Consider the following 18666-nt stretch of genomic DNA (forward strand, 5'->3'; position numbering starts at 1 on the left):
CTACAGCTTGCGGAACACCCGCATGGTGCCCGGGTCGTCGGGCACCCGCTCCTGGGTGAAGCCGAGCTGACGGGCGAACTTGAGCATCTTGTGGTTGCTGGCCAGCACCAGCCCTTCCATGGATTCGAGGCCACGGGCGCGAGCCACGTCCATGATGGCGAACATGAGCATGCCGGCCACGCCGGTGCCCTGCCAGGCGTCGTCGATGGTGACGGCGAATTCGCAGCTCTTGCCGCTGGGGTCGAGCACGTAGCGGGCGGAGCCGACCTCGATGTCCTGGCCCTTGTCTTCCACCGTGGCGACCAGCGCCAGGTGGTGTTCGTAGTCCACGTCGGTGAGGTATTTGAGCTTGTCCGCGGGCAGCTCCTTGAGCGTGGCCATGAAGCGGGCGTAGCGCGAGTCGGGCGAGAGGTGGCGGACGAAATCCTGCTCCATGGCGGCGTCGGTGGCGCGCACCGGGCGGATGTGCACCTGGCGGCCGTCGAACAGGGTGCGGGTGCGTTCCAGCTCGATGGGGTAGTCGGCCATCAGGCACCTCCCCTGGCGGCGGCCAGCCGCGTGGCCACGTAATCGACCATGTCGTCCACGGTCTGCAGGCGGCCGTAGTCGCTCTCGGGCACATCGACGCCGAAGCGCTCGGTGAGCCCGGCGATCACGTTGAGCGAGTCCATGGAGTCGAGGTCGATCTGGCGACGGATGGGCACGTCGCCCTTCAGCTCGGCGAGGTCGGCCTCGGGCGCGATGCGCGCGAGCAGGCCGAGGATGGCGCTGCGGATCTCAGCGGGGGTTTTCATTCGGGGCATCCTCCAACATCGACAGATCGCCGGCAGGCAGGCCGAGTTCCCGGGCCTTGACCAGCCGGCGCATGATCTTGCCGCTGCGGGTGTGCGGCAGGCGCTCGGCGAACGCGATCTCCTTGGGGGCGATGGCCGCGCCCAGGTGGCGCCGCGCATGGGCGCGCAGCTCGGTGGCCAGGGCCTCGCCGGCCACCGCCCCGGGGCGCAGGGTGACCACGGCCTTGATGCGCTCGCCCACGGTGGCGTCGGGCACGCCGATGGCGGCGGCCTCGGCCACCGCCGGATGCGCCATGAGCACGCGCTCGACCTCGAACGCGCCCACCAGGTGGCCGGACGACTTGATCATGTCGTCGGCCCGGCCGATGAACCAGAACACGCCGTCGGCATCGCGCCGTACCCGATCGCCGGTGAGGTACAGGCCGTCGGCGAAGCAGTCCCGGTAGCGCGCCGGCTCGCCCAGGTAGTCGCAAAACATGGCCGGCCAGCCGGCTTCCAGCGCCAGCTCGCCCTGCGCGGCGCCACGGTCGTCGAGGTGCTCGATGCCCCCGCCTGCACGCCGCCGCACCACGTGGGCCTCGATGCCCGCCAGCGGCCGGCCCATGGCGCCGGGCGGGGTGTCGGCGGCGGCGATCATGATGGCGCCGGTCTCGGTCTGCCACCAGGTGTCGCGCACCGGCCGGCCGAGCACCTGGCGCCCCCATTCGACCACCTCCGGGTTGAGCGGCTCGCCCACGCAGGCGGCCACGCGCAGGCGGGGCAGCGGTAGCGGCGCCGCCTCTCCCGCCCGCGCGTGCATGAGCATGCGCAGCGCGGTGGGGGTGGTGTACCAGACCGACACGTCCGCCTCGCCGAGCAGATCGAGCCAGCGTTGCGGGTCGAAGCCGGCGGTGTCGATCAGGCAACTGGCACCGAGCATCAGCGGCGCCAGCACGCCGTAGGCGGTGCCGGTGACCCAGCCCGGATCGGCAGTGCACCAGTAGCGGTCGCCGGCGCGCAGCTCGAGCACGGCGCGCGCCGAGGCCAGCAGGTTGATGCCCACCGCGTGGGTGTGCACCACCGCCTTGGGGGTGCCGGTGGTGCCGCTGGTGAAGTGCAGCCACGCCCGGTCGTCGGCGCCGGTGCGCACGTCGACCGGGGTGTCGGCCGCGGCCGCCATGCGCGCGGCCAGATCCTCGCAACCGGGCACATCGATGGCCTCGCCCGCCTCGGCCACCAGCAGCACGGCGCGCAGCTCGGGCAGGGTGTCGCGCAGCGCGGCCAGCTTGCGCCGGTAGAGCGCCGCGGTGGTGACCAGCACGCCGCCCCGGCCGACACGGATGCGGGTGCGGATCGGCGCCGGGCCGAAGGCGGCGAACAGGGGCGCGACCACCGCGCCGGCCTTGAGCGTGCCGAGCACCGCGATGGGGAACTCGGGCACGCGCTCGAACATCACGAACACCCGGTCGCCGGGGGCCACGCCCAAGTCCTGCAGCACATGGGCGAAGCGGTTGCTCAGCCCGGCCAGCTCACCGTAGCGGATCTCGCGCAGCGCGCCGTCGTCGCCGCGCACGCGCAGGGCGACCGCCGCGGCGGGCTGGCGGTCGATCGGCACCGTGAGCCTGAGCTGCCCGCCGGGGCCGCGCAGGGCCTCGCGGGCCGCCTGCCACGCGGGCGGCTCGTCACGGGTATTTCGGGGCACGGAATGGCTGGGCATGGGGGGCTCGCATCCACGTCTTGGCGCTCGTCCGTAGTGTGAACCAGACGGCGGCGCGGCGGTTGACCGATCTCAACGACGCGGCATGCGCCGCCACGCAAACGTCATCGGCCCTGCCCTTGCATTCACGTGCCGCCTCATGTTTCCCTGAATAGCGGCCTGCGGGCCGCCCCGAAAAACGACAACGACAACGGAATTCGCGGATGCATCTTCTCCACCCCGCCGACTACGTGATCGTGGCGATCTACCTGCTGGTCGTCGTCGCGGTCTGTGTGCGCGTCACGCGCAAAAGCCCCGATGCCGACGAGCTGTTCCTGGCCGGGCGCAGCCTCGGCGCCGGCGTCATCGGCCTGTCGCTGTTCGCCTCCAACATCTCGTCCACCACCCTCATCGGCCTGCCCGGCGCGGCCTGGGCGACCGGCATCTCGGTGGCCAACTACGAGTGGATGGCGGCGCTGGTGCTGGTGTTCACGGCGGTGTTCGTGGCGCCGGTGCTCATCGGCCGGCGCATCACCACGGTGCCGGAGCTGCTCGAGCAGCGCTTCGATGCGCGCCTGCGCAAGTACCTGTCCGCCACCAGTCTGCTGCTGAGCGTGCTGCTCGACACCGCCGGCAGCCTCTATGCCGGCGCGCTGGTGATGATGCTGTTCGTGCCGGGGCTGAGCCTGGGCCCCACCTGCGCGGCGCTGGCGGTGTTCGCGGGCCTGTACACGGCCGCCGGCGGGCTGCGCGCGGTGGCCTATACCGACGTGCTGCAGGCGCTGGTGCTGCTGGTGGGCTCGGCGATCCTGTTCGTGCTGGTGTTCGGCCAGTTCGACTATTCCTGGGCACAGGTCACCGCCCAGGTGCCGGCCGACAAGCTCTCGCTCATCCGCCCGCTGGACGACCCCGCCCTGCCCTGGCTGGGCACGCTGCTGGGCCTGCCGATTCTCGGCTTCTACTACTGGACCATGAACCAGTACGTGTGCCAGCGCCTGCTCGGCGCACGCGACATCGGCACTGCCGGGCGCGGCGCGCTGATCGCGGCGGCGCTCAAGCTGCTGCCCCTGTTCCTCATGGTGCTGCCCGGCGCCATGGCGGTGGCGCTGTTCAGCGATCTGGACCGGCCCGACACGGTGTTCCCGCGCCTGATCGGCACCTTCGCGCCGCCGGGGCTGGCCGGGCTGATGATCGCCGGCCTGCTGGCGGCGATCATGTCGAGCGTGGATTCGGCGCTCAACTCGGCCTCCACGCTGGTGATCTGCGACTTCGTACAGCCGCGCCGCCCCCGCCTCGACGCCAAGGCCCTGGCCCGCCTGGGGCGCTACACCACCCTGGGCATGATGGTGCTCGCCGCCCTGTGGGCGCCGGCCATCGACCGCTTCCCCGGCCTGTTCGCCTACCTGCAACAGGGCTTCGCCTACGTGACCTCGCCGCTGGTGGCCATCTTCGCGCTCGGCATGCTCTCCAAACGGCTCACCGCCAACGCCGCCCTGGCCGGGCTGATCACCGGCCATGCGGTCAGCGCCGCCTGGTTCGTCGCCACCCAGCTGGGCTGGCTGCAGGTGCATTTCACCATCGTCGCCGGCGTGCTGCTGGGCGTCACCCTGGTGGCGGCCTGGGTGTGGCAGGCGCTGCTCGGCGGCCGCGCAAGCGCCGCCCAGCTCGCTTCGGTGGACGCCCGCCACGTGGCGCCCGCACCGGCCTACGTGCGCCTCGGCGCGCTCGTGCTCACCGCGGCGACCGCGGCGCTGGTGATCGCGTTCTGGTGAGACCCCGGCGCGGACGAAAACGGATACGTCTTGCCGCTTGCCGGCCACGCCGCACGGTGCTGCAATGCACGGTACCGATCATTCATCAGAACACGCCGCCATGGACACCGCCCGGACCTCCCGCTTCCGCCGCCGCTTCGGCCTCGCCCTGTGCCTCGCCCTGAGCCTCGCCCTGAGCCTGGGCATCGCACCCGCCCGGGCCGCCGGCAAGTGCGAGGTGCGCCCGGACGACATCAGCTTCTTCGCCGACAACGCCAAGGGCGTCCAGCTCGGCGCCAAGCTGCAGTTCAACAAGGCGCTGCTGCGCGAGAAGATCCGCGTGAAGGTCTCCGGCGGCGTGGCCATCCTGTCGGGCAACGTGAGTTCGCAAGAGGCGATCCGCACCGCGGAAAAGATCGCCCGCGAGACCAGCGGCATCCGCTGCGTGCAGAGCTGGCTCAAGGTCGGCCCGCCGCTGCCGGACGAGAACAATCCCTACGACCGCTGAGGGCGGCCGCGCGCGTCACTGTCCACGCAAGGCCGCGGCCTGCGCTCGGATCGCCTGGAGCCGGTCCGGGTCGATGCGATCGAGGTTGCGCACTTGCAGGGCCAGACGCGGGTGCTCGGCGAACCGGGCCCGGTGGCGAGCGAGAAAATCCCAGTAGAGCGTGGTGAAGGGGCAGGCCGTCTCCCCCGTGGCCTCGCCGGGATCGAAACGGCAGTGCCGGCAGTAGTTGCTCATCCGCTCGATGTACTTGCCGCTGGCCACGTAGGGCTTGGAGGCCATGCGCCCGCCGTCGGCATGCTGGCTCATGCCGAGCACGTTGGGCAGTTCCACCCATTCGACGGCGTCCACGAAGATGGCCAGATACCACGCGTGCACCTGCCGGGGCGCCACGCCCAGCAGCAGCGCATAGAGACCGGTGACCATCAGGCGCTGGATGTGGTGAGCGTAGCCGGTCGCCAGCGTCTGCTCGATCACCTGGCGCAGGCAGGCCATGTCGGTCTGCCCGGTCCAGAAGAAGGACGGCAGCCTGACATGCGCGTCGAGCGCGTTGTCGTCGAGCCAGCCGGGCATGAAACGCCAGTACAGGCCGCGCACATACTCCCGCCATCCGAGGATCTGGCGAACGAAGCCTTCCACCGCCGCGATCGGCGCCATGCCGGCCCGCCAGGCCTGCTCGGCCGCGCGGCACACGGTCATCGGATCGATCAGCTTGAGATTCAGCGCCGCCGACAGCCGTGAATGATAGAGCCAGCCCCGATCGGTCCACATGGCATCCTGGTAGTGGCCGAAGCTCGCGAGGCGATGGGTGATGAAATCGTCCAGGGCCTCGGCCGCCTGTGCCGGGGTGACCGGCCAGTCGAAGCCCCGCAGCGATCCGGGATGGGTCGGAAAGCGCGCTTCCACCAGATCGATCACCTCGCGGGTGATGGCGTCGGGCATGAAGCGCACCGGCTCGGGCACCCAGCCCGGCCCCTCGGCACCGAAGCTCGCCCGGTTCTGCTGATCGTAGTTCCACTGGCCGCCGGCGGGCGTCGCCCCATCCATGAGCACGCCGGTGCGCTTGCGCAAGGCCCGGTACCAGTATTCGAGCCGCAGCTGCCGGCGCCCGTCGGCCCAGCGCCCGAAATCGGCCTCGGTGGCGATGAAATGCGTATCGGGCACCCGGCCCACCCGTATCTGCTGCGCCACGGCGCACGCCTCGATCGCCGCTTCGACCCGGCAATCGCCCGCGCGGACCATGCGGATCGCCGCCGGACGCCGACGCACCAGCGTGTCGGCCAGCGCCGCGGACAGCCCATGAAAGTCATGCGCCCCCAAGCGGTGGTACTCGACCGGCCAGCCGCGCGCACGCAGCGCCTGGGCGAAGTGGCGCATGGCCGACAGGAACAGCGCGATGCGCGCCTTGTGTGACCACACATGGGTGCTCTCCTCGACGACCTCGGCCATCCACACCCCATCCCGGGCCGGATCGAAGCCGTCGAACGCCGCGCTGTCCGGGTCGAGCTGATCGCCCAACACCACCACCAGGTGACGCAGTCCTTCAGTCATGACGCCCCCTTTGACGCCGGCAGGCGTCGGAGCAATAGCGCACCTGGTCCCACACCCGCGCCCATTTGCGCCGCCAGGCGAACGGCCGGGCGCAGAGCGCACAGCGGCGGGTCGGCAGATTCGGCTTGCGGTGGCTCATCCGAACAACCCCAGCTGACCGTCGTCCACCGCCGGGCGCGCCTGGTGCACGCCCTCGTCCCGGCGCTTGCGGCTGCCATGCCGGGCCATGACCTCCGCACTGGCGCGGCGCGACGCTTCGCCCCGATAAGCCTCGCGCAACCGGTTGCGCGCGGTACGGGCCGCGCGCTCGTGATCCACGATCGGCGCTGGATAGTCGCCCCCGATGCGACAGCCGGCGCGCGCCTGCAAGGTGGCATCCATGCGCCAGGGTTCGTGAATCCAGTCGCCGCGCACCTGCGCGAGCTCGGGCACCCAGCGGCGGATGAAGTCCCCCGCCGGATCCTGATCGCGGGACTGCTTCACCGGGTTGTAGATCCGGAACGCGTTGATGCCCGTGCTGCCCGACTGCATCTGCATCTGGCTCCAGTGGATGCCCGGTTCGTAGTCGATGAACTGCCGCGCCAGATGCAGCCCGGCTGCACGCCAGGGCTGCCACAGGTGATAGCAGGCGACCGCGGCGAGCATGGCGCGCATGCGAAAGTTGATCCACCCGGTGTGGTGCAGCATGCGCATGCAGGCATCGACGAAGGGCCAGCCGGTGCGCCCGCTCGCCCACGCGGTCAGGAGGGCCTCGTCGACCGCCTGGCGCGCCTCGCCCAGCGCCGGGTGCAGGTTGCGAAACTCCATCCGGGGTTCCGATTCGAGCTTCTGCATGAAATGGCTCTGCCAGGCCAGACGGGCCTCGAAGGCGGCCAGCGGCCGTCGCCAGCGGGCCAGGCGCGAATCGGCTCCGACCGCCTCGCGCCGCGCCCGCAAGGCCTGCACTACCTCGCGCATGGACAGGGTGCCGTAGGCGATGTGCGGCGACAGGCGTGAACAGGCCTCGGGCGCCGAGCGTGGCGAGGACATCCCGCGCGCGTAGTCCATGGCGCGCTGGTGGAGAAAGCTGTCGAGCAGCCGGCGCCCCGCCGCCCGCCCGCCGCGCTGTGCGCCGGGACAGGGATCGTCCCTCAGGGTCGCGACGGGTCGTGAGGGCAGCGGATCGGACGGCGCGGCCACGCCGGTGAGGTGCGTCGGCGCCACCCCCCGCGGCGCCTCCATGAACCGCGCCCAGTGGGCCGCCCAGCCATCGCGGGAGCGCAGACGCCGCAGCACGCCATCCTGCCGGTATTCACGCCAGGGCACGCCGTGGGCGCGGCACCATGCCAAAATTGCTGCATCGCGGCAAAAAGTCCACATATTGCCGGTTTCTTCATGAGACCATAGCGCCGCCTTGCCGAAGTGACCGCGGATCCGCTCGAGCACCTCGACCGCATCGCCCTGTCGAACGATGAGCCCGGGCGAACCGAGCGCCCTGAGCGCCCGGTCGAGTTCGTCAAGCGACTGGCGGATGAAGCGCCACTGACGCAAGGCGGCCTCGGGCTGCTGCCACAGCCCCGGCTCGATGATGTAGAGCGGGAACACCGGACCGGCCGCGGCCGCCTCGACCAGGGGTCGGTGGTCATGGACTCTCAGGTCCCGCTTGAACCAGACAATCTGGATGTCGCCCACGGCCTCGCCTCCAGCGGTCGGGTCCGGGATGGCGACATCGACCCCCGGTCCTCGACTGGCTATTTTGTCTAGGACAAAGAATATACCTTTTGAACTGAGACCGCATCATGATCACCTTGAACTACACCGGAAACCGACTTCCCCGCGCGCTCGGCCTGGCAGGCGTACTCCCCTTCATCGCCATGGGGCTGCTGTCCTACATTCCATGGAAGCATCAGGTGGACGTCCACGCCGCATTGGTCAGCTACGGCGCGGTCATTCTGGCCTTCGTCGGTGCCCTGCACTGGGGGCTGGCGATGCGCCTGGAGGGGACCGTGGCGTCCCGGGCCTACTTCTGGAGCGTGATCCCGGCGCTGATCGCGTGGGTGGCGCTGATGTTCCCCACCCTGGGCGGTGCGCTCATCGTCATCGTCGGCCTGTGGACCCACTATGTTCAGGACAACTTGATCATCGGCGAGCTCAACGCCCCAGCCTGGTACCTGCCGCTCCGGCGCCAGCTGACCGCCGGCGCCACCGTCGGCATCGCCATTGCGCTGCCGGCCCTGTGGACCCTGTGACATCCGCGAAACGCGGCGGGGCCTGAAGGCGACGGCGACCCGCCGCGGCCCGGCGCACCAAAGTCCTTCGCGACCTAGAGGCCGCGCCAGGCCGCCATGAGGAACAGGGTGACCACCGCCGCCACGTAGGCCTTGGCGCAATAGCGCCAGTTGGCCCGGGCCATGTGCACCGCGGACACGCCGTAGCGCCCCTGCAGCGCCAGATGGATACCCGACATGGGGCTGGCGGCCAGACCGATCGCCCAGCACTGCATGTACACCAGCGCCATGAGCATCGGATCCGGATGCAGCGGCGCCAGCCACACCGCCACGGTGGTGATGGAGATCACCGCGTGAATGCCCAGCACGCAGAAGACGATCATGCCGGCGAGCACCAGCGACGCCTCCAGCGCGCCGACATGGGTCATGGGCTGCCAGCCGACGCCCGAGGCGATCAGGGCGTTGAGCCCGGTGGCGAACACCGCCGCCGCCAGGAACAGCGCGATCTCGCCGCGCATGGCGGGCAGCCGGTGCATGGCGTGGCGCGCGATGCGCGTGCCCCCCTCGCCCGCGCCGCTGCGTGAGAACACCACCAGGGCGGCCATGAGCGGCGCGGCCAGGGTGACGATGGCCAGCGTGGTCCAGTGCGGCCACAGCCAATGGCCCACGATCACCATGCCCGCCAGGGCGCTGGGCACCCACAGCGCCGCCGGGCGCATGGGATAGCCGACGAAGCCGGCCGCCACCTCGCGCTGGCGCAGCAGGTCGAGCCCCGACAGCAGCATCAGCACCAGCGCCAGCGGCACGCCCCAGGCGGCCACCACGCCGAGCGAGGCGCCGGGCGCGTTGGTGATGGCCACCGCGGTGGCGGCGAAGAACGGCGACCACAGGGCCCCACCGAGAAAGCCGCGAGTGAGCGCGCTGAATTGGGGGATGCTCGGCGTGCGCCCCCCGCCCATGCGATCGCCCATGATGAACACCGCCGAGAGGTTGATCACCGCCCCGAACACGTGCACACCCAGGATGGTCTGCCACAGCGCCCGGCGTCCGCGTGGCGGCGCGCCGGTCTCGCCGAGCCCGATCAGCTGCAGGAAGCTCACCCCCGCGAGCATGCCCAGCAGGGTGATGTTCTTGGTCAGCACCCCGAGCCACGGCCACTGCCCGCCACGCACGCCGGCCCAGACGAAGGCGGCCACCCCGATGCCCATGAGCCCCCACGCCTGGCGCCGCTGCCGGTGGTCGAGCCCGGGCCACAGCAGGGCCAGGGCCCCCCAGCCGGCCACGCCGCCGAGCCACGCGGGCACGCCGGTGCGGGCGCCGACCAGGATGGCGATGAGGACCATGAGGCAGACGAGGAAGGCGGCGAGGCGGTCGGCGTGTTTGCGAGCGGGCAAGAACATGAAACGATATGATTCCAGGGACATGTGACGCGGGCGACGGCGCGCCACGACGTATTGTCCCGTGTCGAACCCGAATCAGGAAGTGCGCACGATGACTTCACGCGTGATCGCGGTGGTGCTCAACACGCGCTCGGCCGCCGGCCGCTCGCCCCACCTGCGTGCCCAGATCGAAGCCCACCTGCAGGCGCCGGGCGTGCGTCTGGCATGGTTCGAGCCCGAGCGGCGCGCACGCATCGACGCGGTGTGCGCCGACGCGGCCCGGGCCGGCGACCGGGTGGTCGCGGTCGGTGGCGACGGCACCGTGCGCAGCGTCGCCCAGGCGGCGCGCGCCACCGGCACGCCGATGGCCATCATCCCCACCGGCACCTACAACTACGTGGCCCGCTACCACGACATTCCCGAAGACATCGCCGACGCCGCGCGCCTGGCCGCCACCGGCACCCCACGGCCCACCGGGGTGGGCGACATCAACGGCCTGCTGTTCTTCAACCACGCCGCCTTCGGCCTGTACACCCGCATCATCGCCGCGCGCGAACGCCACACCGCGGTGCTCGGCCGCTCGCGGGTCACCGCCGTGCTCTCCGGTCTGGCCACCCTGTTCAACCGCTACCCGATCATGCGCCTGCACCTGGCCGCCGACGGCGCCTCGCGCCAGGTACGGGCCAACGCGGTGTTCTTCGGCGCCAACCCGCTGCTGCTCGAAGCGGTGGACACCGCCTTCGCCGAGCGCTGTCGCGGGCGCTGCCTCGGCCTCGTGCTCATGAAGCACCAGTCGCGCGTCCATGTGCTCGGGGCCGCCCTGCGCGCCCTGGTCGGGCGACTGTCGGCGGCGCCGGATTTCGAGCTCGGCGGCGTCGGTGCCATGGACCTGGACATCCGCCGCCGGCGCCGACGCTTGCGCATCTCGCTCGACGGCGAGATCATCAAGCTGCCCCTGCCCCTGCATCTGCGCTACCAGGCCGATGCGCTCGCACTGGTGCGCCCCGATCATGACTAGTGCCCTGCACGATCACCTGCGCCTCGTCCACATCTCCGACCTGCACTTCGGGGCCCAGCACCCGGGCGCGGCCGAGGCGCTGCTGGCCGCCATCGACAGCCTCGCCCCGTCGCTCATCCTCATCACCGGCGATCTGACCCAGCGCGCCCGCCACAGCCAGTTCCTCGCCGCGCGGCGCTTCTTCGACCGCCTGCCGTGCGAATGGATGGCCATTCCCGGCAACCACGACATGCCGCTGTTCCGCCCCTGGCACCGCCTGTTCACCCCGCACCGCCGCTACCGGCACCATATCGGCCGCATCACCCGCGATCGCCTCGACCACCCGCGCCTGCGCATCGCCCTGCTCGACAGCACCGACCCGCTCGCCTGGCGCGGCGGACGGCTGCGCAGCACACCGTGCCGGGACAGCGCCGCGTGGCTGGCCGCCGCCGCCCCCGAACAGCTGCGCATCGCCGCCGCCCACCACCCCTTCGCCTCCCGCGAGGCGGGCAACAAGGGCGGCATGGCCGGCGCGCGCGAGGCCCGCCGCGCTCTCATCGACGATGGCGGTGCGGACGTGCTGCTGTGGGGCCACCTGCACCGCACCGAAGCCCTGCTCGTCGAAGGCGCCTCGGGGCGCTGCGCGGTCGGGCTCGGCGTCGGCTCGCCCACCTCGAACCGCCACATCGGCGAGGGCTTCTTCTTCCACCAGATGGATGTGAGCCGCGACCGGATCGACGCCACCGTCTGGCGCCGCTTCGCCCCCGACGTCCACTTCCATCCCGAGGCCAACCACACCTTCGCGCGCGAGGCACACGGATGGACACGCAGCTCGACATAAGGCCCGCCCGCGCCGGCGACGCGGCTGCCATCGCCCGCCTCTCGGGCGAGCTGGGCTACCCGGCAACGGCCGCCGAGGTGGCCACCCGCCTGGCCGCCCTGGCGCGGGCGCCCGACGACAACGCGGTGCGCGTCGCCACCCTCGACGGCGCGGTGGTCGGCTGGATCCACGTGCTCCACGCCCGCCGCCTCGAGCTGCCCCCGTTCGCCGAGATCGCCGCGCTGGTGATCGACGCCGGCCACCGCAACGCCGGGCTTGGCGAACGGCTGGTGGACGCGGCGGTGGCCTGGGCGCGCGCGCAGGGCCTGGACACGGTGCGCGTGCGTTCCAACGTGGTCCGCGCGGATGCGCACCGGTTCTACCGGCGCCTGGGCTTTGCCGACGAGAAGGCGCAGGGCGTGCTGGCGCGGGCCTTGCCATGAAGCGCCCGATCGGCCTGCGGCACGTCGGCCTGTGGTGCCTGATGCTGCTCGTGGCCATCGCCAACGGCGGCGCGCGCGATCTGCTCTATGGCGACCGCATGAGCGAACTGGCCGCCCACCAGCTGTCCACCGCCATCGGCATGGTCCTGCTCGGCGCGCTCATGTGGGGCTTCTGCCGCCGCCATCCGCCCGCGTCCGACCGGGCGGCGCTGGCCATCGGCGTGTTCTGGATGAGCCTGACCGTCGCCTTCGAGTGTCTGTTTTTCCATTTCGTCGCCGGCCATCCGTGGTCGGCCCTGCTCGCCAACTACGACCTGTCGGCCGGACGGATCTGGGTCCTGCTGTTGCTGTGGGTCGCGCTGGCGCCCTCTCTGTTCTTCCGTCTCCAACCCAAAGGACCCGGCCCATGAGATTTCGCGGTGTCCATCACGTCGAGTTCTCCGTCCTCGACTACGAGAACTCGATCCGCTTCTACGACCGCATGTTCGGCTGGCTGGGCTACAAGAGCTTCTGGACGCTGGACGTGGGGTACCGCTCCACCTACTACATGGCGCGCTTCCCGCTGCCGCACAGCTACATCGGCATCCAGCCGGCTGCCAAAGGCAGCACGCTGACGCCGTCCGACCATGCGACCGGCATCCACCACATCGCCCTGTGGGCCCGCAGCAAGCGGGAGGTGGACGCGTTCCATACCTCCTTCCTGCGCAAGGAAGGCATCACCGTCACCGACCCGCCGAGCGCCTATCCGATCTACGCGCCGGGTTACTACGCGGTGTTCTTCGTCGATCCGACCGGGATTCGCTGGGAGCTGGCCTACACCCCGCGCATTCCCATGCCATGGGACATCCTCGCGACCCTGCGGGCGGTGCGCGCCTTGCGCAAGCAGCATCCGGAATGGCAGCGCCATCCGGCGCAGGAGATGATGCGGCGCCTGCCGTCGCGGCGCGATCTGGACCAGGGGTAGTGGCGGGTACCCGCCCGAGCGGTCTGCTCAGAGCGGACCCATCCGGTCCTACGAGCGGCCCCCGGCTGGGTGCGCGGCGTGCCCGGCCTGCGTGCTCGCCTCGCCTTCCGGCACCCCGTCGCGCGGCGCCACCAGGGTGTAGACCGCCGGCACCACGAACAGGGTGAAGAACGTGCCCAGCAGCAGCCCGCCGACGATCACCCAGCCGATCTGCTGGCGGCTCTCGGCACCGGCGCCGGCGGCCAGGGCCAGCGGGATGGCGCCGAGGATGGTGGCCGCCGTGGTCATGAGGATGGGGCGCAGGCGCAGCACCGAGGCTTCGACGATGGCTTCCTTCAGGGTCTCGCCACGGTCGCGCAGCTGGTTGGCGAACTCGACGATGAGGATGCCGTGGCGGGTGATGAGGCCGACCAGGGTCACCAGGCCGATCTGGCTGTAGACGTTGAGGGTGCCGCCGGTGAGCCACAGCGCGGCGAGCGCGCCGGCCATGGACAGGGGCACGGTGAGCATGATCACGAAGGGCGCGCGGAAGCTTTCGAACTGGGCCGAGAGCACCAGGTAGATGAACACGATGGCCATGGCGAACACCAGCTGCAGGTTGCCCGAGCTGAGCTTGAACTCGCGGGTCTGGCCGTCGTAGTCCACCGCGTAGCCGGGCGGCAGCACGCGCGCGGCGATGGCCTCGAGCCGGGCGACGGCGTCGCCCATGGCCAGTTCGGGGCCCAGGCTGGCACTGATGGTCACGGCGCGGCGCTGGCCGAAGTGGTTGAGCTCGCGCGGGGCGACGGTCTCGTCCACCTTCACCAGGCTGTCGAGCGGCAACATCTGGCCGTCGGCGCTGCGCACGTAGATGCCGGTGATGTCGCTGGGGTTGGACCGGTCCGCCGGGCTCATCTGCACGATCACGTCGTACTGCTCGGCATCGCGCTTGAAGCGGGTCACCTGACGGCCGCCGAGCATGGTCTCCAGGGTGCGGCCGATGGTCTCGACCGGCACCCCGGCGTCGGTGGCCTTGTCGCGATCGACCTGCACCGACACCTCCGGCTTGGTGAGCTTGAGGTCCACGTCCACGGCGGTGAAACCGGGGATCTTCTCGATCTCGGAGACCATGCGGTCGGCCACCCCGGCCATCTCCCGGTAACTGGCGGAGCTGAGGATGACGAAGCTGATGGGCTGGGAGCTGGCACGCTGGCCCAGCGACGGCGGCGTCACCGGGAAGGCGCGCACGCCGGGAATGGCGAAGAAGCCCGGGCGCAGTTCGCGCGCCACCTCGATGGAACTGACGCTGCGGGTGCGCCAGTCGGGCAGGCCCGCGAAGGAGATGCCCGAGTTGGGGTTGGTGCGGCCGGTGATGACGAAGTAGCGCTCGATGTTCGGGTTCTTGGCGTAGAGCGCCTCGATCTGGCGCGCGTAGCGGTCCATGTAGTCGATGGTGGCGCCCTCGGGGCCGTTATAGACGCCGATGATGAAGCCGCGATCCTCGGTGGGCGCCAGCTCCGATTTGAGCTGGGTGAGGAGCCACAGGGCGGAGCCGGCCACCGCGAGGAACATGAGGATCACCACCCAGCGCGCCCGCAGCGCGGCCTGCAGCACCCGGTGGTAACCCTCGATCATGCCGTTCAGGAACCCTTCGATGAGGTTGTACAGCCGGCCGTGGCGCGTTTCGTGGCGCAGCAGCTTGGAGCACATCATGGGCGAGAGCGTGAGCGCCACGAAGCCGGAGACGATCACCGCGCCGGCCAGGGTGAGCGCGAACTCGATGAACAGCTTGCCGGTGCGCCCGGTCATGAACGCCATGGGGGCATATACCGCCGCCAGGGTGAGGGTCATGGCGACGACGGCGAAGCCGATCTCCTTGGCCCCGTCGCGCGCTGCCTGCAGGCGCGACTTGCCCATCTCCAGGTGGCGGTGCACGTTCTCCAGCATCACGATGGCGTCGTCCACCACCAGGCCCACCGCGAGCACCAGCGCCAGCAGCGTGAGCGTGTTGATGGAGAACCCGAGCACCAGCATGATGGTGAAGGCGCCGATGAGCGAGACCGGGATGGTCACCAGGGGCACCAGTACCGCGCGCCAGTTGCGCAGGAAGAAGAAGATGATGATCGCCACGAGGATGATGGCCTCGCCGATGGTCTTGAACACCGCGTCGATGGAGCGGTCGATGAACACCGTGTAGTCGTTGGCGATCTGCACGGTCATGCCCTCGGGCAGGTCCTTCTCGATGCGCGGCAGCTCCGCGCGCAGCGCCTTGGCCAGATCGAGCGGATTGGCGGTGGCCTGCTTGATCAGCCCGAGGGCCACCGCCGGCTTGCCCTTGAAGCGCGCCTCCGAACGTTCGGAGGCGGCGGCCACCTGCACATCGGCCACGTCGCGGATGCGCACCGGGTAGCCGTCGGCCGAGGTCGGCGGGCGCACCACCACGTTCTCGAACTGGGCCTTGCTGGTCAGATCAGTGCGCGCCACCACGGTGAATTCGCGCGAGCGGCTCTCGATGAGCCCGGCCGGCACCTCCACGTTCTGCGCCCGCAGCGCGGCTTCCACGTCCTGCACCGTGAGGCCGTAGCCGGCCAGCCGATGGCGGTCGAGCCAGATGCGCATGGCGTACACCCGGTCGCCATACACGCCCACGTCGGCGGCGCCGGGCAGCGTCTGCAGGCGCGGCTTGACGATGCGCGTGGCCACGTCGGTCACCTCCAGCGCCGAATGGCGATCGGAGGAAAAGGCCAGGTAGATGATGGGGCTGGCGTCGGCTTCCACCTTGGAGATGACCGGATCGTCCACATCGTCCGGGAGTTTGCGTCGCACCCGCGAGACCCGGTCACGCACGTCGGCGGCGGCGCTGTCGGGGTCGCGGTCGAGGCGGAAGCGGATGGTGATGCGGCTCGACTCCTGGCGGCTGATCGAGGTGATCACGTCCACCCCTTCGATGCCGGCGAGCGAATCCTCCAGCGGCTTGGTGACCTGCGACTCGATGATCTCGGGGCTGGCGCCGGTGTAGTTGGTGCGCACCGAGACCACCGGCTCCTCGATCTTGGGATATTCACGCACCGTCAGCCGGGTGTAGGACATCAGGCCGACGAGGATCAGCATCAGCGACAGCACGGTGGCGAACACCGGGCGGCGCACGCAGATGTCGGAGAGCACCATGGCGTGGCGTGCCTAGTTCGCGGCCACGTCGGGGGCGGCCACCGTCACCGCCGCGCCGTCGCGGATCTTGATCTGACCGGCGGTCACCACGGTGTCGCCCTCGGCCAGCCCCTCGGCCACCTCCACCCAGGTGCCGCGCCGCGCGCCGAGACGCACCGGCGTGCTGCGCGCGACGCCGTCCCGGACACGGAACACCTGCGTGCCCTCGGGGGTGGACATCACCGCCTGCTCGGGGATCACCAGCACGTCGGGGCGCTCGGCCAGGCGCAGGCGCACGCGGGCGAACATGCCCGGGCGCAGCGCGTGGCCACGATTGTCGAGCTCGGCGCGCAGCAGCACCGCCCGGTCCTGCGCCTCGACCAGCGGGTCGATGGCGATGACTCGGGATTCGAACGCGCGCTCCGCCAGCGCATCGGCGGTGAGGGTCACGGTCTGCCCCAGCCGGAGCTCGGCCAGGTAGCGCTCGGGGATGCGAAAATCCACCTTGAGGGTCTCGATGTCCTCGAGATTGACCAGATCCTCGCCCTCCTTCACGTAGTCGCCCACGCTCACGTTGCGGATGCCGACGATACCGTCGAAGGGTGCGCGCACGGCCATGCGATGCAGGCGCGCCTCGGTGACCCGGGCCTCGGCCTCGGCCACCCGCAGGTTGGCCGCCGCCTCGTCGAGCGCGCTGCGGCTCACGTACTTGCGGCCGAACAGATCCTGGGTACGCTTGTAGTTGGCCTGCGCCAGGCCCAACGCCGCGCGGGCGCGCGCATGCTCGGCCTGCTGGACGGCGTCGTCCAGTTGCACCAGCACCGCGCCCTTGTGCACCGGACGCCCTTCGTCGAAGGCGATGCGGGCGATGCGCCCGGCCAGCTCGGGGCGCAGCATGACCGATTCGGCCGAGCGCAGCGTGCCGACCGCGGTCACCTCGTCGGCCAGGTCACGCCGGCCCACCACGGCCGCCTCCACCAGGGTGGCCCGGCTCGCGGCCGCGCCGGCCGGCGCCGAGGTACCGGCCGGCGCGGTCGCGCCGTGCTGGTTCCGGTAGATCCAGCCGCCGGCCAGCACCAGCGCGATGACACTGATCACGACCACCCACTTGCTCTTCATCGACGCCACGGTCTCCGCTGTTGTTCTCGTCGGGTCATCGACCCTGTGTTTTTCGCCACATGCACGACTACGCCATGTGACCGCCGCGCCGCCGACGAAGTGCCCTCAGGCAAAGAAAACCCCGGGCGAACCGGGGTGTTTCCTGTCGTCCGGCGCGTCTGTCGGCCATCAGAGCACAAGCGTCGGCGCTTCGCCGTCGGCCTGTGCACGAACGTGCCCCAGTTCGAACACCGTCTCCCCCGATGCGCGCAGCGCCGCGGCCGCCGCCGTCGCGTCGGCGGCGCTCACCACCACGCACATGCCGATGCCGCAGTTGAAGGTGCGGTACATCTCCTGGGCGTCGATATTGCCCGCTTCCTGCAGCCACCGGAACAGCGGCGGCATCTCCCAGGCGTCGGCGCGCAGCTCGGCGGTGAGCCCGTCGGGGATCACCCGCGGCACGTTCTCGAGCAGGCCGCCACCTGTGATGTGGGCCATGCCCTTGACCATGCCCGGATGGGCCTGCATGAGTGCCAGCAGCGGCTTCACGTAGATGCGCGTGGGCTCGAGCACCACGTCGCGCAGCGGCCGGCCGTGGAAGTCGGCGTCCAGGTCGGGGGCGGTCAGCTCGATCACCTTGCGGATCAGCGAGTAGCCGTTCGAATGGGCGCCACTGGAGGCCAGACCCAGCACCACGTCGCCGGCACCGATGCGCTGGCCGGTGATGATCTGCGATTTTTCCACCGCGCCGACGGCGAAGCCGGCCAGGTCGTATTCGCCCGCCGGATACATGCCCGGCATCTCGGCGGTCTCGCCGCCGATGAGGGCGCAGCCGGCCAGCTCGCAGCCGGTGGCGATGCCCTTGACCACGTCGGCGGCGGTGTCCACGTCGAGCTTGCCGCAGGCGAAGTAGTCGAGGAAGAACAGCGGCTCGGCGCCCTGCACGAGGATGTCGTTCACGCTCATGGCCACCAGGTCCTGGCCCACCGTGTCGTGTTTGTCGAGCTGGAAGGCGAGCTTGAGCTTGGTGCCCACGCCGTCGGTGCCGGAGACCAGCACCGGCTCCTTGTACTTGCCGGTCAGTTCGAACAGCGCACCGAAACCGCCGATGTTGCCCAGCACCTCGGGGCGCAGGGTCCGTTTGGCCAGGGGTTTGATGCGGTCGACGAGCGCATCGCCGGCCACGATATCCACACCGGCGTCGCGATAAGTCAGGGAAGTCAAGGGCATACCTCGTGAGTCAATGGCAACGGCATGGCCGTGTGCTTGAGCCTGTCGCAGCTTGCGACTACAGTGTCGGGGCTTGCGTGCCAGCGGCGTTTGCGCCGATGATCCGCTCCCGAAATCAAGCCCCGC

Annotated in this window: 18 protein-coding genes; 8 read left to right on the forward strand and 10 right to left on the reverse strand. The window is 70.5% G+C overall.

Going from position 1 to position 18666, the window contains the following annotated elements; genetic code table 11:
• Genes G3580_RS12810 through G3580_RS12820 form a run of 3 tightly spaced genes read right to left on the reverse strand, consistent with a single transcriptional unit; the run spans window position 1 to window position 2490 of the window.
• Window positions 1–528, reverse strand: a complete 528-nt coding sequence (locus tag G3580_RS12810) for a GNAT family N-acetyltransferase (protein WP_173766086.1) — start codon at window positions 526–528, stop codon at window positions 1–3.
• Window positions 528–794, reverse strand: coding sequence for an acyl carrier protein (locus tag G3580_RS12815; protein ID WP_173766088.1), 267 nt, complete (start codon window positions 792–794; stop codon window positions 528–530). Before G3580_RS12815 ends, G3580_RS12810 begins: the two co-directional genes overlap by 1 nt.
• Complete coding sequence (locus tag G3580_RS12820; protein WP_173766090.1) at window positions 778–2490, reverse strand: AMP-binding protein; 1713 nt, start codon at window positions 2488–2490, stop codon at window positions 778–780. The genes G3580_RS12815 and G3580_RS12820 overlap by 17 nt, the downstream gene beginning before the upstream one ends.
• 203 nt (window positions 2491–2693) lie before the next feature.
• Here G3580_RS12820 and G3580_RS12825 point away from each other — a divergent pair, with 203 nt between their 5' ends.
• Together G3580_RS12825 and G3580_RS12830 are read left to right on the forward strand one after the other, a co-directional pair.
• A complete protein-coding gene (locus tag G3580_RS12825) occupies window positions 2694–4241 on the forward strand; it encodes an SLC5 family protein (protein ID WP_173766092.1) in 1548 nt (515 codons plus the stop codon).
• A 100-nt stretch (window positions 4242–4341) separates the two neighbouring features.
• On the forward strand, window positions 4342–4728 hold the full coding sequence (locus G3580_RS12830; protein ID WP_173766094.1) for a BON domain-containing protein: 387 nt from the start codon (window positions 4342–4344) through the stop codon (window positions 4726–4728).
• 15 nt (window positions 4729–4743) lie between these two features.
• On the opposite strand, the gene G3580_RS12835 is transcribed toward G3580_RS12830, so the two are convergent.
• From G3580_RS12835 to G3580_RS12845, 3 genes are read right to left on the reverse strand one after another with little or no spacing between them, the layout of a single operon-like run.
• Window positions 4744–6276, reverse strand: coding sequence for a cryptochrome/photolyase family protein (locus G3580_RS12835; RefSeq protein ID WP_173766096.1), 1533 nt, complete (start codon window positions 6274–6276; stop codon window positions 4744–4746).
• The gene (locus G3580_RS12840) at window positions 6269–6415 is read right to left on the reverse strand and encodes a DUF2256 domain-containing protein (RefSeq protein WP_173766097.1); all 147 of its coding nucleotides are present in this window, start codon (window positions 6413–6415) and stop codon (window positions 6269–6271) included. Before G3580_RS12840 ends, G3580_RS12835 begins: the two co-directional genes overlap by 8 nt.
• On the reverse strand, window positions 6412–7947 hold the full coding sequence (locus G3580_RS12845; RefSeq protein WP_228720658.1) for an FAD-binding domain-containing protein: 1536 nt from the start codon (window positions 7945–7947) through the stop codon (window positions 6412–6414). Before G3580_RS12845 ends, G3580_RS12840 begins: the two co-directional genes overlap by 4 nt.
• A gap of 107 nt (window positions 7948–8054) precedes the next feature.
• On the opposite strand from G3580_RS12845, the gene G3580_RS12850 reads away from it, so the two are divergent.
• Window positions 8055–8504 carry a DUF3429 domain-containing protein gene (locus G3580_RS12850; protein WP_173766099.1) on the forward strand — a complete coding sequence of 150 codons (450 nt, stop codon included), beginning with the start codon at window positions 8055–8057 and terminating at the stop codon, window positions 8502–8504.
• A gap of 74 nt (window positions 8505–8578) precedes the next feature.
• Here G3580_RS12850 and G3580_RS12855 read toward each other — a convergent pair whose 3' ends face one another.
• Window positions 8579–9883, reverse strand: a complete 1305-nt coding sequence (locus G3580_RS12855; protein WP_173766101.1) for a hypothetical protein — start codon at window positions 9881–9883, stop codon at window positions 8579–8581.
• Between the two features lie 91 nt (window positions 9884–9974).
• On the opposite strand from G3580_RS12855, the gene G3580_RS12860 reads away from it, so the two are divergent.
• Genes G3580_RS12860 through G3580_RS12880 form a run of 5 tightly spaced genes read left to right on the forward strand, consistent with a single transcriptional unit; the run spans window position 9975 to window position 13086 of the window.
• A complete protein-coding gene (locus G3580_RS12860; protein ID WP_173766103.1) occupies window positions 9975–10880 on the forward strand; it encodes a diacylglycerol/lipid kinase family protein in 906 nt (301 codons plus the stop codon).
• On the forward strand, window positions 10873–11700 hold the full coding sequence (locus tag G3580_RS12865) for a metallophosphoesterase family protein (RefSeq protein WP_173766105.1): 828 nt from the start codon (window positions 10873–10875) through the stop codon (window positions 11698–11700). The genes G3580_RS12860 and G3580_RS12865 overlap by 8 nt, the downstream gene beginning before the upstream one ends.
• Window positions 11679–12122, forward strand: coding sequence for a GNAT family N-acetyltransferase (locus G3580_RS12870; RefSeq protein ID WP_173766107.1), 444 nt, complete (start codon window positions 11679–11681; stop codon window positions 12120–12122). Before G3580_RS12865 ends, G3580_RS12870 begins: the two co-directional genes overlap by 22 nt.
• The gene (locus G3580_RS12875; protein WP_217424488.1) at window positions 12119–12532 is read left to right on the forward strand and encodes a hypothetical protein; all 414 of its coding nucleotides are present in this window, start codon (window positions 12119–12121) and stop codon (window positions 12530–12532) included. Before G3580_RS12870 ends, G3580_RS12875 begins: the two co-directional genes overlap by 4 nt.
• Entirely contained in the window at window positions 12529–13086 is a 558-nt protein-coding gene (locus G3580_RS12880; protein ID WP_173766108.1) for a VOC family protein, read from the forward strand. The genes G3580_RS12875 and G3580_RS12880 overlap by 4 nt, the downstream gene beginning before the upstream one ends.
• A 48-nt stretch (window positions 13087–13134) precedes the next feature.
• On the opposite strand, the gene G3580_RS12885 is transcribed toward G3580_RS12880, so the two are convergent.
• The 3 genes from G3580_RS12885 to purM form a co-directional block, all read right to left on the reverse strand.
• Window positions 13135–16233, reverse strand: a complete 3099-nt coding sequence (locus G3580_RS12885; protein ID WP_173766110.1) for an efflux RND transporter permease subunit — start codon at window positions 16231–16233, stop codon at window positions 13135–13137.
• Between the two features lie 12 nt (window positions 16234–16245).
• Window positions 16246–17331 carry an efflux RND transporter periplasmic adaptor subunit gene (locus G3580_RS12890; protein ID WP_173766112.1) on the reverse strand — a complete coding sequence of 362 codons (1086 nt, stop codon included), beginning with the start codon at window positions 17329–17331 and terminating at the stop codon, window positions 16246–16248.
• A 168-nt stretch (window positions 17332–17499) separates the two neighbouring features.
• Window positions 17500–18540 carry a phosphoribosylformylglycinamidine cyclo-ligase gene (gene purM / locus G3580_RS12895; RefSeq protein WP_173766114.1) on the reverse strand — a complete coding sequence of 347 codons (1041 nt, stop codon included), beginning with the start codon at window positions 18538–18540 and terminating at the stop codon, window positions 17500–17502.
• Window positions 18541–18666: the final 126 nt, after the last annotated feature.

Source organism: Nitrogeniibacter mangrovi, assembly GCF_010983895.1.
Classification (GTDB): domain Bacteria; phylum Pseudomonadota; class Gammaproteobacteria; order Burkholderiales; family Rhodocyclaceae; genus Nitrogeniibacter; species Nitrogeniibacter mangrovi.